Annotated in this window: 12 protein-coding genes; 3 read left to right on the forward strand and 9 right to left on the reverse strand. The window is 72.6% G+C overall.

What is annotated here, in order from left to right:
- Positions 1–33: 33 nt before the first annotated feature.
- The 4 genes from OG485_RS13860 to OG485_RS13875 form a co-directional block, all read right to left on the reverse strand.
- Complete coding sequence (locus OG485_RS13860; protein WP_328668629.1) at positions 34–534, reverse strand: DUF5304 domain-containing protein; 501 nt, start codon at positions 532–534, stop codon at positions 34–36.
- A 110-nt stretch (positions 535–644) separates the two neighbouring features.
- On the reverse strand, positions 645–1,814 hold the full coding sequence (locus OG485_RS13865) for an ArsA family ATPase (protein WP_328668630.1): 1,170 nt from the start codon (positions 1,812–1,814) through the stop codon (positions 645–647).
- Positions 1,815–2,143: 329 nt separating this feature from the next.
- Positions 2,144–2,584, reverse strand: a complete 441-nt coding sequence (locus OG485_RS13870) for an SRPBCC family protein (protein ID WP_328453341.1) — start codon at positions 2,582–2,584, stop codon at positions 2,144–2,146.
- A gap of 123 nt (positions 2,585–2,707) precedes the next feature.
- Positions 2,708–3,463 carry a metallophosphoesterase family protein gene (locus OG485_RS13875; RefSeq protein WP_328674430.1) on the reverse strand — a complete coding sequence of 252 codons (756 nt, stop codon included), beginning with the start codon at positions 3,461–3,463 and terminating at the stop codon, positions 2,708–2,710.
- A 337-nt stretch (positions 3,464–3,800) separates the two neighbouring features.
- Between OG485_RS13875 and OG485_RS13880 the strand changes: the two genes are divergently transcribed.
- Positions 3,801–5,597, forward strand: coding sequence for an AMP-dependent synthetase/ligase (locus tag OG485_RS13880; RefSeq protein WP_328668631.1), 1,797 nt, complete (start codon positions 3,801–3,803; stop codon positions 5,595–5,597).
- A 377-nt stretch (positions 5,598–5,974) separates the two neighbouring features.
- Here OG485_RS13880 and OG485_RS13885 read toward each other — a convergent pair whose 3' ends face one another.
- Positions 5,975–7,117, reverse strand: a complete 1,143-nt coding sequence (locus OG485_RS13885) for a glycosyltransferase family 4 protein (RefSeq protein WP_328668632.1) — start codon at positions 7,115–7,117, stop codon at positions 5,975–5,977.
- A 181-nt stretch (positions 7,118–7,298) separates the two neighbouring features.
- On the opposite strand from OG485_RS13885, the gene OG485_RS13890 reads away from it, so the two are divergent.
- A complete protein-coding gene (locus OG485_RS13890) occupies positions 7,299–8,504 on the forward strand; it encodes a glycosyltransferase family 87 protein (RefSeq protein ID WP_328668633.1) in 1,206 nt (401 codons plus the stop codon).
- Here the strand turns inward: OG485_RS13890 and OG485_RS13895 are convergent.
- Positions 8,465–9,784 carry an MATE family efflux transporter gene (locus OG485_RS13895; RefSeq protein ID WP_328668634.1) on the reverse strand — a complete coding sequence of 440 codons (1,320 nt, stop codon included), beginning with the start codon at positions 9,782–9,784 and terminating at the stop codon, positions 8,465–8,467. The two genes, OG485_RS13890 and OG485_RS13895, sit on opposite strands and share 40 nt — an antisense overlap.
- 134 nt (positions 9,785–9,918) lie before the next feature.
- On the opposite strand from OG485_RS13895, the gene OG485_RS13900 reads away from it, so the two are divergent.
- Positions 9,919–10,443 carry a PadR family transcriptional regulator gene (locus tag OG485_RS13900; protein WP_328668635.1) on the forward strand — a complete coding sequence of 175 codons (525 nt, stop codon included), beginning with the start codon at positions 9,919–9,921 and terminating at the stop codon, positions 10,441–10,443.
- A 13-nt stretch (positions 10,444–10,456) separates the two neighbouring features.
- On the opposite strand, the gene OG485_RS13905 is transcribed toward OG485_RS13900, so the two are convergent.
- From OG485_RS13905 to OG485_RS13915, 3 genes are all read right to left on the reverse strand, one after another.
- On the reverse strand, positions 10,457–11,653 hold the full coding sequence (locus OG485_RS13905; protein WP_328668636.1) for a hypothetical protein: 1,197 nt from the start codon (positions 11,651–11,653) through the stop codon (positions 10,457–10,459).
- Positions 11,654–11,730: 77 nt separating this feature from the next.
- Positions 11,731–12,753, reverse strand: coding sequence for a C40 family peptidase (locus OG485_RS13910; protein ID WP_328668637.1), 1,023 nt, complete (start codon positions 12,751–12,753; stop codon positions 11,731–11,733).
- A 240-nt stretch (positions 12,754–12,993) separates the two neighbouring features.
- Positions 12,994–14,028 carry a C40 family peptidase gene (locus OG485_RS13915; RefSeq protein WP_328668638.1) on the reverse strand — a complete coding sequence of 345 codons (1,035 nt, stop codon included), beginning with the start codon at positions 14,026–14,028 and terminating at the stop codon, positions 12,994–12,996.
- Positions 14,029–14,165 lie beyond the last annotated feature (137 nt).

Raw genomic sequence — 14,165 nt, forward strand, 5'->3', positions numbered from 1 at the left:
GCCCCGCTACGGCCAACCGTACCCGAGGGGCGATTAGTCCAAGTCGATGTGCTCGCCCGGACCGGACTCGTCGTCGCGGGAACCAGTGCCCCGAGTGGTCCAGCGGCGCTCCTGGTTCTCGACGGCCGAGCGGTAGGCGGCGAGCAGTTCCGAGCCCGCGGCCGCCAGGTGGTCGAACACCTCGGGGTTGCGCTCCAGCACCGGTTCCACGGCGGCCTTGGCCTGCTGCACGACCTGGCTGACCATCTGCTGGGCGGTGCCGGAGGCGACCGCGCCGAACAGCGGCGACTGGAGCCCGGAGAGCTTGTCGGCGACGGCGTCGACGAGTTTGCGCAGTTCCTCGGCGGCCGAGCCGGGCGGCGGGCCGTGCTGGGCGCGACGGCGGGCCTGCTCCGCGGCGAGGTCCTCCGCGCAGGCCGTCGCCCAGGCGTCGTCGTCCGTGGCGTGCGCGTCCTCGACGCGTACCTCGTCGACGCGCACCTCGTCGGCCGTCTCCTCCTGAGCGGCGTCGGATGGGGGGCGCTCTTCGCTCATGGCGGGACTCCTGCCTACGTTTTCCTTGCTCTCGACGTTACCCGAACGGGGGTACCTCGTTCACCGTGCCCGGCTCCCCGGATCGGACACGGCCGGTTCTCGGCGGCACTTCACTTCTCACGCGGCCACAGCCCGGGATCCGGCGTGAAACGGATGCGCAGCTCGCCCTCGCGCAGCGCGGCTCCGGCCACCGTGCAGCGGCGCAGCGCGGACGGGAGCGGGACGATCCTGCGGAACTGGCCGACGGTGACGACGAGTTCGTCGCCGCGCCGGATGAGGTCGAGTTCGTCGCGTATCGCGCCGGGCAGCGGGATGTGCCACACGAGCACGCCGTCGTCGGCGAGCCGGTCGGCGACGGGCCACTCGACGGGGGTGGGCGCGGTGTTGACGCCGGGCACGGCAAGCGCGGCGAGGTCGTCGGTGCCGCGCGGGTCGTGGCCGCGGTGCGGGACCTCGTGGACCGTGTACGTCTCCCGCCACTCGTCCAGGGCCTTGCGCTGCTGGGCCGCGAGGGCTCCCAGCCAGGCGTCGTTGGTGGCGCCTGGCAGCACCCGGTTCGCGACGAGTCCGTCGACGGGCAGTCCGCGCAGGGCGAAGGCGGTGGCGGCGGTGCGGACGGCGTCGGTTCCGGCGGGTCCGGGCTCGGCGACCAGCCGTACGGTCGTGGCGCGGTCCTCGACCACGCCCTGCACGGCGGCCAGCTCGATGTCCCAGCGCCCCGCGGTCTCGTACAGCCACTCGGCGGGCATGGGCACGCCCGCGAGCCGACCGAGGACCGGGCGCAGGGCTCGGGCCGCCTGGCGCTCCGGCGGGAGCAGGCGGCGCAGATAGCGGCGGAGTTCCTCGGGCAGCGCCAGGAGGGCGAGGGCCTGCGGGGCCGGGGGGAGGTCCACGACGAGCAGGCCGTACGCCTCCGACAGCGCGGCGTCGCGCAGGGCGCGCAGCAGGGCGAGTTCCTCGGCGCCGGGGAGCGGGGTGACTTCCTCGGCGTCCAGGCGGGAGGCGCCGAGGAGGTCGAGGGCGGTGGTGGCGCGCCGCTGGAAAGCGGTGAGGTCGTCGCGGAACCGGGCGGCGGCGTCGGGGCGCCAGGCCGTGAGACCGGGGGCGGCTTCCACGGGGTCGGGGCCGGTGGGGACGCCGAGGACGGCGCCGAGGGTGTCGGTGCGGTCGGCGGTGAGCACCAGGGTGCGGGTGCCTTGCCTCGCCGCCTTCAGCGCGGTGGCCGCGGCGACGGTGGTACGGCCTGTGCCGCCTTGGCCGGTGATCAGGATGGTGCGCATGGGGGTGAACGCTACCGGGACGCCGCGCTGACGTTTGCGGTGCGGGTGTGCTGCGCCGGCGTCGCGGGCCGGGTTCGGGGCGTGGGTCGGGGCCGCGCCGGTGCATCAGCCCGTCGCCGTTGGGTGAGGCGTGGCCGTCGGTGGCGACGGGCATCGATGTACCGGCACGTCCCCGACGGCGCGCGGCCGACTGCGGGTGCGTCGTGGTGACCATTCCAGCCCCGGGTCGGGTAGGGGCGAAGACGTGGTTGTGGAGGCCGCTGGACCTGGGGCGGGATGAGACGCCGGGCAGACCGGGCCGGGGTGTGAGGGTGGGCCCCCTTGGGGGACTAGGCCGTTTCCTCTACGCGCTTCTTCAGGCCGGCCAGGGCGCGGTCGATGATGACCTTCTCGGCCTTGCGCTTGATCATGCCGAGCATCGGGATCTTGACGTCGACGGTCAGCCGGTAGGTGACCTCGGTGGCGCCCTTGCCCGCGGGCTTGAGGAGGTAGGAGCCGTCCAGCGAACGGAGCATCTGGGACTTCACCAGGGTCCAGGAGACCTCGTGGTCGCCGGTCCAGGTGTAGCCGAGAGTCTGGTCGTCCTTGATGGCGCCGGCGTCCATGACGAGCCGGACCTGTTCGGCGCGGCCGAGCTCGTCCGACTTGAGGACCTCGGCCTCCTTCACCTCACCCGTCCAGTCCGGGTACCGGGCGAAGTCGGCGATCACCGCCATGACGTCAGCCGGTGCCGCCTCGATCGTGATGCTCGAACTGGTGTGTTCCGCCATCGCGGTGGCTCCTCCAGATGCGGTCCGGTGAGGGAGGTCGGTGCGCACGTGTGTGCAGCGTGAAGGCTACCGCGCACGACCGCGGACGCCTCACCCCACCTGGCCCTCGGAACCGTCGCGGCGTCACCACTCCAGCACCCAGGGTCGGCCCGACCCCGCGAAGTGCCCCACATTGACGCATTCCGTCGCCCCCACACGCATCCGGCGGACGAGGGGCTGATGGACGTGGCCGAAGAGCGCGTAACGGGGGCGCGTGCGCCGGATCGCGTCCAGCAGCGCGAGGGAGCCGCGCTCGAAGCGCCGCGCCACGGTGTCGTAGACGAGTTCCGGCACCTCCGGCGGAATGTGCGTGCACAGCACGTCGACCTCGCCGACCGCCTCGATCTTGGCCGCGTACTCCTCGTCGCTGATCTCGTAAGGCGTCCGCATCGGTGTCCGCAGTCCCCCTCCGACGAAACCGAAGACGCGGCCGCCGATCTCGACCCGCTCGCCGTCGAGGACGGTGGTGCCCGGGCCGGCGTACTCCGGCCACAGGGCCGGCATGTCGACATTGCCGTAGGTCGCGTACGTCGGTTCCGGGAACGCGGCGAACATCTCGGCGTACTGCTTGCGCACCGCCTTCTCGATCGCCGCGGCCCGGTCGGTGCCGATGCCCGCCCACAGCCGGGCACCGAACGCGCGCGCCTCCTCGAAGCGGCGGGCGGTGCGCAGCTCGACGATGCGGTCGGCGTTCTCCACGCCGAAGAGGTCAGGGAAGATGCCGCGCGCGTGGTCGGCGTAGTCGAGGAAGAGGACCAGGTCACCGAGGCAGATCAGAGCGTCGGCGCCGTCGCCGGCCCGCGCCAGGTCGCGGGCGTTGCCGTGCACGTCGCTGACCACATGAATACGCGTCCTGGGACGGCCGACCGGTGTGAATGCCATGACGATCAAGCGTAGGCCGGTGCGGCAAACGTGAACAGAGGCGGCCGGACCTGCGATTACTGGCACGCGCGGAAGGGCGTGGACTACTGTGCGCGCAGGAACGCCACCACGTGTGACGCATGGAACATCTCGCCGGGACCCCCTGTCGAAGACCCCATACCGGCGGGTAACGTCCGGGCAGTCCAGTCGTACTCAGGATTTCAACAAGTGATCTCTTGAGTACTGCCCGAGCCTTGGACCGCACCGTCGCATCACACAGAGTCGTGGCGCCGGCGCCCTATGAGGAGCAGCAGTCTTGCGCGAGTTCAGCCTTCCGGCTTTGTACGAGGTCCCTGCGGACGGAAATCTCACCGACATCGTCCGCAGAAACGCCGCGCAGCATCCCGACGTAGCCGTGATCGCCCGCAAGGTGGGCGGCACCTGGACGGACGTCAGCGCCACCACCTTCCTCGCCGAGGTGCTGACCGCGGCCAAGGGTCTGATCGCCTCGGGCGTGCGGCCCGGTGACCGGGTCGGCCTGATGTCCCGTACCCGCTACGAGTGGACGCTGCTCGACTTCGCGATCTGGAGCGCCGGCGCCATCACCGTGCCGGTGTACGAGACCAGCTCCCCCGAGCAGGTGCAGTGGATCCTCGGCGACTCCGGCGCCACCGCCTGCATCGTGGAACTGCCCGCGCACGCGGCCTGCGTCGAGTCGGTACGCGACCGGCTGCCCGCCCTCGAACACGTCTGGCAGATCGAGGCCGGCGGCGTCGAGGAGCTGGGGCGCCTGGGCGCGGACGTCAGTGACGCCACCGTCGAGGAGCGCAGCTCGTTCGCCAAGGCGGACGACCCGGCGACCATCGTCTACACCTCCGGGACCACCGGCCGCCCCAAGGGCTGTGTCCTGACCCACCGGGCCTTCTTCGCGGAGTGCGGCAACATCGTGGAGCGGCTGCGCCCGCTGTTCCGCACCGGTGAGTGCTCGGTCCTGCTGTTCCTCCCGCTCGCGCACGTCTTCGGACGGCTCGTGCAGGTCGCGCCGATGATGGCGCCGATCAAGCTGGGCTGTGTCCCGGACATCAAGAACCTCACCGACGAGCTGGCCTCGTTCCGGCCGACGCTGATCCTCGGTGTACCGCGCGTCTTCGAGAAGGTCTACAACTCGGCGCGCGCCAAGGCCCAGGCGGACGGCAAGGGCAAGATCTTCGACAAGGCCGCGGACACGGCGATCGCGTACAGCCGCGCGCTGGACACCCCCTCGGGGCCGTCCCTCGGTCTGAAGATCAAGTACAAGACGTTCGACAAGCTCGTCTACAGCAAGCTGCGCGCGGTGCTCGGCGGTCGCGGCGAGTACGCGATCTCCGGCGGTGCCCCGCTGGGCGAGCGGCTCGGCCACTTCTTCCGCGGGATCGGTTTCACGGTCCTGGAGGGCTACGGCCTCACCGAGTCCTGTGCGGCCACGGCCTTCAACCCGTGGGACCGTACGAAGATCGGCACGGTCGGCCAGCCGCTGCCCGGCTCCGTGATCCGTATCGCCGACGACGGCGAGGTGCTGCTGCACGGCGAGCACCTGTTCCAGGGGTACTGGAACAACGAGGCCGCCACCGCCGAGGCGCTCGCCGACGGCTGGTTCCACACCGGTGACATCGGCACCCTCGACGAGGACGGCTACCTCCGCATCACCGGCCGCAAGAAGGAGATCATCGTCACGGCGGGCGGCAAGAACGTCGCTCCGGCGGTGATAGAGGACCGTATCCGTGCCCACGCGCTGGTCGCGGAGTGCATGGTGGTCGGCGACGGGCGGCCGTTCGTCGGCGCGCTGGTCACCGTCGACGAGGAGTTCCTGGCCCGCTGGACCGCGGAGCACGGGAAGCCGGCCGGCTCCACCGCTGCCTCGCTGCGCGAGGACGCGGACCTGGTCGCCGCCATCCAGGACGCGATCGACGACGGCAACGCCGCGGTGTCCAAGGCCGAGTCGGTCCGCAAGTTCCGCATCCTCGACCACCAGTTCACCGAGGAGTCGGGGCACCTGACGCCGTCCTTGAAGCTGAAGCGGAACGTGGTGGCGAAGGACTACGCGAACGAGATCGAGGCACTTTATCGGGGCTGATGCCCTAGCGACCGGGTTCCAGCCCGGCCGGGAACTTCACGGCTCGGCCCCCTCCAGTGAAGGGGGCCGAGCCGTTTTCCGTCCCGGGGTCGTTTGCCTTCGGGCGCGGGGTGGGGGCCGCCTCCCGACGGGGGTTCCGGCTCCCGCCGTGGAGGGGGTTCCGGCTCCCGCCGTGGGGGTGAGTGTTCGTCCCGGGCGGACGGTGCGTCGTGGTTGCTCGCGCAGTTCCTCGCGCCCCTGAGCGCCCTGGCGGGCGCCCGTCGAGGCGCCCGCCAGGGCGGCCGTCCGGGGGCGCGGGGAACTGCGCGGCCAAGCGAAGGCGGCCCGCAGACGCCGGCGGGCGGCAAGTGGCAGCCCCGTGGGCGAACCCGGTACCGCTAGAGCAGCTCTCGCAGGCGTTCCGCCAAGAGGTCCCAGCGCCAGTTCTCCTCGACCCAGGCCCGGCCGCGTTCGCCCATGCGGCGGCGGAGTTCCGGGTCGCCGAGCAGGGTGACGATGCGGTCGGCCGCGTCCTCGGCGGAGCCGCCTCGGACGACCCAGCCCGTCTCGCCGTCGAGCACGGCGTCGGGCGCGCCCCCCGAGTCGCCAGCCACCACCGGAAGACCCGTCGCCGACGCCTCCAGGTAGACGATGCCGAGCCCCTCGACGTCGAGTCCGCCCCTGCGGGTCCGGCACGGCATCGCGAACACGTCCCCGGCCCCGTAGTGCGCGGGCAGTTCCGACCAGGGCACCGCCCCGGTGAACCGGACCGAGTCCGCGACCCCGGTCTCGTGCGTGAGCTTGCGCAGCTCCTTCTCGTACGGTCCGCCCCCGACGATCAGCAGCACCGCGTCCGGCTCCTTGGCCAGGATCCGCGGCATCGCGAGGACGAGGGTGTCCTGGCCCTTGCGCGGGACCAGGCGGGAGACGCAGACGACGACCGGCCGGTCGGTGAGGCCGAGGCGGGCCCGGACCTCGTCACCGCCCGAGCCGGGGTGGAAGGTCCGCTCGTCGACGCCGGGCGGCAGGCGCACCATGCGCGCGGCCGCCTCGGGGGTCAGCGCGGAGGCAATCCGCGAGCGCGTGTACTCCCCGAGGTAGGTGATCGTGTCGGTGGACTCGCCGATCCGGCGCAGCAGCGCCCGGGCGGCGGGAAGCTGGGCCCAGCCGGCCTCGTGGCCGTGCGTGGTCGCCACGAGGCGGGTCGCGCCCGCTCTGCGCAGGGCCGGCGCCATCAGGCCGAGCGGTGCAGCCGCCCCGAACCACACCGACGTACAGCCGTGTTCACGCAGCAGGCCGACCGCCCGCCGGGTGGCGCCCGGTGTCGGAAGCAGCATGGTCGTACGGTCCCGTACGACGGTGAAGGGCTGCTCGGCGTCGAACGCGGCGGTCGCCTCGGCGCCCTCGTGGCCGCGCTTCCAGGTCGAGGCGTAGACGACGATCCGCCCGGGGTCCAGGCGCAGCGCCATGTTGTGCAGAAAGGCCTGGATGCCGCCGGGGCGGGGTGGGAAGTCGTTCGTCACGATCAGGGTCTTGTGCATCGTGTTCGACAGTACCGAACCTATACTCACAGCTCCGCACGGCCGCGCTTGACGGCTCGTACACAGACCGGTGGGTCACCCTGGGGCCGCGAACAGCGCGGCGGCGAGACACACGCGGATTCGGGACGATGAGGGCCAGGTGGGCATGACCGGGGCACGGAGGGCGAGGTTCCTCTTCGCCATGACCGCACTGCTGGCGATCTGGGGTCTGACCAGGCTGGCGCTGCTGCTCTTCGTGGCCAAGGTGTACGTCTTCCCGGGCCCGGACGTCACCAGCGACGTCTCCGTGATCTACCACGGCTGGTACGAGGTCCTCCAGGACGGCCGGTTCCCGCTGCACGACGTCACCTGGCAGTACCCGCCGGCCGCCTCCCTCGCGATCCTCTCACCCGCCCTGCTGCCCTTCCTCGACTACGCGCACGCCTTCTTCGTGCTGGCCTTCGTCGCCGACCTGCTGGTGTTCGGGCTGCTCCTGTTCGCGGGCTCTCGCTCCGGCAAGAGCGTGCGCGGTGCCTGGGTGTGGATGATCGGGGTTCCGCTGCTCGGGCCGACCGTGTACGCCCGCTACGACGTGATGGTGACGGCCGTCGCGGTCGCCGCGCTGCTCGCCGGCTCCCGCCACCCCCGGGTGATGGGGGCGCTCACGGGCTTCGGCGCGATGGTGAAGGTCTGGCCGGTCCTGCTGCTGCTCGGCGCCGTGCGCCGGCGGTCCTGGGCCTGGGCGGCGGGGACGGCGACCGGGATCGCGGCGGTGTTCTTCGCGACGATGCCGGGCGCGTTCGCCTTCCTGACCTTCCAGCGCGACCGCGGCACCGAGGTGGAGTCGCTCGGCTCCCTCGTCTTCCACGTGGCCAGGCACCACGGCTGGAACGGGCGGGTGCTGCTCAACTACGGCTCGGTGGAGTTCGTCGGCCCCTACGTCGGCGCGGTGAGCACGGCGGCCCTGGTCCTGACCGGGTTCGCCTTCGGCTGGCTGCTGCTGTGGCGGCTGTGCGCCAAGCGGTTCCTGTCGCACACGCTCGCCGACGCGGCGTTCGTCGCCGTCCTGATGTTCACCGCGACCAGCCGGGTCATCAGCCCGCAGTATCTGGTGTGGCTCGTCGGGATCGCCGCGGTCTGCCTGTGCTTCCGGGCGAGCCGGATGGTGCTGCCCGCCTTCCTGGTGCTGGTCGCGTGCTTCGTGACGGTCCTGGAGTTCCCGACCTGGTTCGGCGACGTCGTCGACAGCACGGACCTCGGCATCACTCTCCTGGTGCTGCGCAACGGCCTGCTGGTGGCCGCCTCGGTACTGGCCGCCCGGGAGTTGTGGCGCTCCACGGTCTCCCGGCCGGCGCCCGGGCTCCCCGCTCAGGCCGCCCGCGCCAAGGAGACGCTGGCGTCCTCCTGACGCCCGGCCCGCCGGGCCCACAGCCCCAGGGCCGCGCACTGCACCGCCATGGACAGCGCGAGGGCCAGACAGATGCCCGGCAGCCCCAGTCCGGACAGGGCGAGGGCGAGGGGCAGCTGGACCGCCGTGCCGGTCAGCGTCACCCGCAGCAGCACCGGCGCTCCCCCGCTGCCTTCGAAGACCCCGCCGAGGGCGATGAAGCAGGCCATCAGCAGCAGGTAGGGGCCGACGCAGCGCAGGAACAGCACGCCGTCGTGGGCGACCTCGGGGCCGGCGCCGAAGGCCCGCATGATCCAGGGAGCCAGGGCCCCGAGCAGTCCCGCGGCGAACAGGCCGGCGGTCCCCGAGACGAGGACGGCCTGCCGTCCGATGGCGCCGCGCTCGTCACGGCCCGCGCCCCGGCTGTGCGCGGTGTGGATCGAGGCGGCCTGCCGGACCGAGTAGAACGCCATGGTGGCCACGTACATGACCTTGTAGGCGATCGCGTAGGCCGCCACCGCCGTGGTGCCGAGCCGGGCCACGATCGCGACCAGGACCAGGGCGCCGCCCTGCCGCACGGTGAAGTCGGCGGACATGGGCAGCCCCGTGGTGAGGCACCGGCGCAGGGCCGCGCCGGTGCCCTCGGCCGGCGTCGCACCGGCCGCCTTCGACAGCAGGGTGTCGCGGCGCAGGGCGCGCAGGCCCGCGACGAGGGCCACCGAGCGGCACAGCACGGTCGAGACGGCGGCGCCCCGGACGCCGTACGCGTGGATGAACAGCGGGTCGAGGCCGAGGATCAGGCCGTTGGCCAGCAGGGCGAGGCGCATCGGGGTGCGGGTGTCGCCGGTGCCCTTGAGGATGCCGTCGACGAGGTTCTGCGCGAAGAAGACGGCGATGCCGGGCAGGGAGACGGCGAAGTACTGGACGGCGAGGGTCAGCGCGCGTCCGTCGCCGCCGAGGACCAGCCGGGCCAGCGGCTCGCGCAGCAGGAAGCCGCCCAGGGCGATCACCGGTGTGACGGCGGCGCACAGCGCCCAGCCTCCGCGGACGGCCGCCCGGACCGCTCCCGGGTCGCGGGCGCCCCGGGCGTGCGCGACCAGGACGGTGGTGCCGGAGGCGAAGACCAGGGCGACGCCGAGCAGCACGTTCTCGGTGTTCGTCGCGACGGCGACGGCGGCCACGGCGTCACGGCCGAGCCGGGAGACCCAGACGGTGTTGATGATTCCGGCGGCGACGGAGGCGAGCAGCGAGAGGTAGACGGGGTGGGCGAGCGCTATGAGCTGCCTGCGGTGCGCGTTCACGAAGGCTCCCTCGATACGAGCTACCTCGTTTAGAGGTAGCTCGATAAGAGGTACCATGGACGGGTGAACCCTTCAACCACCCGGACCCGCCGGCCTCGCGGGGCGTCGGCGCCCACGAAGGAAGGGCCGGCCTGATGCTGGAGCTGTCGATCCTGGGCTTCCTGTACGAGGAGCCGCTGCACGGCTACGAGCTGAAGGAGCGCATCAAGGCCCTCACCGGCCATGTCCGGCCGGTCAGCGACGGCGCCCTCTACCCGGCGATCACCCGCCTGGTCGCCGCCGGCCTGCTCGACCAGCACACCGAGCCCGGCAGCGGCGCGGCCCCGCGGCGCATCCTGTCGCTCACCGAGAAGGGCCGCGAGGACCTGCTGGAGCGGCTGCGGCACCCCAAGCAGGCCGAGATCACCGACCACGTCCGCTTCAACACCCTGCTGGCCTTCCTGCGCCACCTGGGCGACCCCCGCGAGCAGGCCGCGGTGCTGCGGCGCCGCCAGGAGTTCCTGGAGGCCCCGACGAGCTTCTTCTACGAGGGCGGCCGGCCGGTGCGCGCGGAGGAGGCCGACGACCTGTTCCGGCAGGGCATGCTGCGGGTGGCGCGGGCGACCGGCGAGGCGGAGCGGACCTGGCTCGCGGAGGCCGTCCACCGGCTGGAGGGGTGAACGGCTCCACGCGTCAGCCGAGCTGGTCCCCGAGGTACTGCCGCCACAGCTCGGCGAACCGCTCCGGCGTCGTGTGCAGCACGTCCCGCAGCGCGCCCTGGACCGCACCCTCGCGCTTCCCGTGGTCGCCCACCGCGCGGTAGAAGTCGTTCAGCCGGACCTCGCCCCAGTGGTCCGCGATCAGCCGGCAGGCCATCCAGCCACCCTCGTACGCCCGTGCCAGCGCACTCGCGTCCGCGGTGAACCCGAAGTCCTTGTCGTCGGGCAGCGCGGCCGGGACGCGCCCCTCGGCCACCGCGCGCTGGAGTTCCGGCGCGACCTGCCCGGGCGCCCGCCCGCTGCCGCGGTAGCCGGACCAGTCCGCGTACCCCTCGGAGAGCCACAGCGGGGTGGCGGCCGTGGTGTGGGCGCGGGTGGCCACGTGCGTGGTCTCGTGGGTGAGCACGACCTGCTTGCCGAGGCCGCCGAGAACGCCGTACGCGTCCGGGTTGACGATGATCCGGTCCGCGGGCGCCTTCGCCGAAGGTCCCGCCTCCCCGGTGGTGACCGCGGCGATCCCCCGGTACCCGGACGCCGGAGCCCCGAGCAGCCCCGCCATCCCCTCCAGCGACTTCGGTACGAGGACCACGACGTGCCGCGACCAGTCCGCGCCCCAGGCGTCCGACACGGCCGGCACGGCACGGTCCGCGAGACCCGCGAAGGCCCGCAGCCGCTCGCCGGACTGCCCGACCCCCAGGACGAGGCTGTGCTCACCCCGTACGGCCGTCACGGCCCCCTCGTCCCACAACTGGTCGCCGCCCTTGCCCGACGGCTTGTCGGAGGTGACGCGCCAGGTCCCGCCGGCGCGGGTCAGCGCGAGGGCGCGGTCCACCTTGACCGGCGCGGTGTCGTAGCCCGCGATGCGGTAGCGCAGCTCGGCGCGGGCGGTCGCGCTGTCGCCGGAGCGGCTCAGACCGGCCAGCCGGTAGGACCAGCCCGCCAGCGGTACGTCACGCAGGTTCGCGAGGCCGGTTCCTGCGCCGGCCGCCGCGCCGGTGGCCCGGAACGCCGCGTCGTCCCGGTCCAGGACCGCGGCCGCCCGCCGGTCGAGGACGCGCTGCACGTCGGCCGCCGCGGTGTCCGGCGCCGTCCGGCCGCCGCAGCCGACGAGCCCGGCGAGCAGCAGCACCACGGAGAGCCCCGCTCGCGACGCGCACCTTCGACCAGCCATTCTCCCGATCGTACGGTGCCCGCGCCCACCCGCCGGAACGCTCGCCCCTCCCGCCCCCTCGCCCGGTCCTCGCCCCGTCAGACCCGGGTGACGGACGAGATCGGCATCATCCCGACCGGGTCGTAGCGCACCGGGGCGCCGGGATAGGGCGCGTGGATCACCTGGCCGTTGCCCACGTACATCCCGACGTGGCCGGCGTCCGACCGGTAGGTGACCAGGTCACCGGGCCGCGCCTGGGAGAGCGGGATCTGCCGTCCGGCGAACCGCTGGGCCTGCGAGGTGCGCGGCAGACCGACCCCGGCGTGCGCGTAGGACCACTGCATGAGGCCCGAACAGTCGAAGCCGCCGGGCCCGTTGGCGCCCCACACGTAGGGGCGGCCGAGCGCCGAGCGGGCCGCGGCGACGGCGACGGCCGCGCGCGACGAGGAGGCGACCGAGCCGCCGAGGCCGGCCACGCCGGTACGCAGCGAGCGCGACGCCCGGTCGTAGGCGGCGCGTTCGGCGTACGGCAGCGAGTCGAGCAGCTTCCGGGCCTTGGCCAGTTTGCCCTCGATGACCCGCTTGTTCCGGGCGACCGTCGTGCGGCTGCGCGCCAGTTCGGCGAGTTTCCCGTCCGCCTCCTCGCGCTCCTGGGAGAGGCCGCGCAAGGCGAGCTGGAGTTCCCTGAGTTCGCCGGCCCGGCGGGTGCTCATCCGGTCGAGCGCGGAGGCCTTGTCGAGGTAGTCGTCCGGGTCGGCCGAGAAGAGCAGCGCGAGGGAGGGGTCGAGGCCGCCCGAGCGGTACTGCGCCCCGGCGAGCGAACCCAGCGCGTCCCGCATGGTGTTGACACGGTTCTGCTGCCGGGCGATCTCGTCCTGCGCCGTGCCGATCTGCTCACGCAGCCGGTCGCCGCGCTCGTCGGCCTTGTTGTACGCCTCGGTGGCCTTCTCCGCCTGGGCGTAGAGGCGGTCCACCTCGGCCCGGGTGTCGCCCCGCGGCGCCGCGGAGGCGGGCAGGGTGCCGAGCGCGGCGGCCGCCGCGGACATCACGCAGGCCGCGACACCGAAGGCGCCGGCGCCCCGGTCGAAGCCGGTCGGTGCAAGGCGGCGATGGAACCCCACGAGTTGCCGCACTCCCTTCCGCTGACGGTCCCCTCCGCCGGGGGAACGTGGCAGACAGTAACCGTGCGACCACGCGGCGACCAAAGCCCTCCGCGGGCACGCACAGTGACGCCCCGCCGGAGACGCAGGTCACCGACGGGGCGTGGGGTCAGCGCGAGTTGTCGCAATTCGCCCGTTTGGGCGGCGCGGCAGGAGGGCGCTCCGGGCGGCGGGCTTCACTTCCCCGTCCGCCCGTGCGGATCAGATCCGGACGCCGAACTGGAAGGGCATGTTGCCGATCGACTCGTAGCGGACGACCGTGCCGGTGCGCGGGGCGTGCAGCACCTGGCCGTTGCCCGCGTAGAGACCGACGTGGTGCTGGTCGCCGTAGAAGATGACCAGGTCGCCGACCTGGAGGTCGCTCTGCGAGTAGATGCGGGTGCCCGCGTTGGCCTGGGCCTGCGAGGTGCGGGGTATGGTCACGCCGGCCTGGGCGTAGGCCCAGGAGGTGAGGCCCGAGCAGTCGAACGAGCTGGGGCCGGAGGCACCGTAGACGTACGGCGAGCCGATCCTGGTCTTGGCGGCGGCGAACGCGGCGGCGGCGCGGCCCGAGGCGGCCGGGGTGTCGCCGAGGTCGACGCGCTCGCTGGCGCGGGTGGCCCGCTCTTGCTCCTCGGAGGCGAGCGCCGCCTTCTCCTGCGCCGTCAGCGTGTTCAGGAGCTTCTGCGCGGAGCCCAGCTTGTTCTGGACTTCCTTCTTCTTCTTGGCGAGCTCGGCCCGGGTGTCGGCGAGGTCCTTGAGCTTCGCGGAGGCCTCGGCACGCTGCTGGGCGAGCGAACGCTGCTTCTCCTGGACCTTCTTGAGCGACTCGACCTGCTGGGCGCTCAGCTGGTCCATGGCCGAGGCCTTGTCCAGGAAGTCGTCCGGGTCGGAGGAGAGGAAGAGCGCCACGGAGGGGTCGATGCCACCGGTGCGGTACTGGGCGCTGGCCATCGAACCGAGGCCCTCGCGCAGGTCGTTGAGCTCTTCCTGGCCGCGGGCGACGTTGTCCTGGAGAGCGCTGATCTGCTTCTGCAGCTTCTGCTGCTTGTCCTTGGCGCCGTCGAGCTTCTCAGTGGCCTGCTCGGCCTCTTCGTAGAGCTTGTCGACCTTGGTCTTGACCTCGTCCTTGTTGGGCTTCTCGGACGGCGCCGCGTTGGCGGCATTCGCGCTGAGGACAACAGCGGCAGCGGCGGCAGTGGTGAGCACGGTCACACGGGCGCGGCTCGGCTGCTTGGGTCGACGGTGGGACGCCACGAAGGCGAGCTCCTTCTTCCTCCAGCCGCCTGCCGAAAACGCCGACGGGCGGTGCCCCTCCACCGTCACTCCCCATGAGTGATCACCCTAGTTGGAGGTTCAGGCCATGACCCTAGTGACCTACTTGTGATCAGTTC

The sequence above is a fragment of the Streptomyces sp. NBC_00328 genome (assembly GCF_036139655.1).
Lineage (GTDB): Bacteria > Actinomycetota > Actinomycetes > Streptomycetales > Streptomycetaceae > Streptomyces.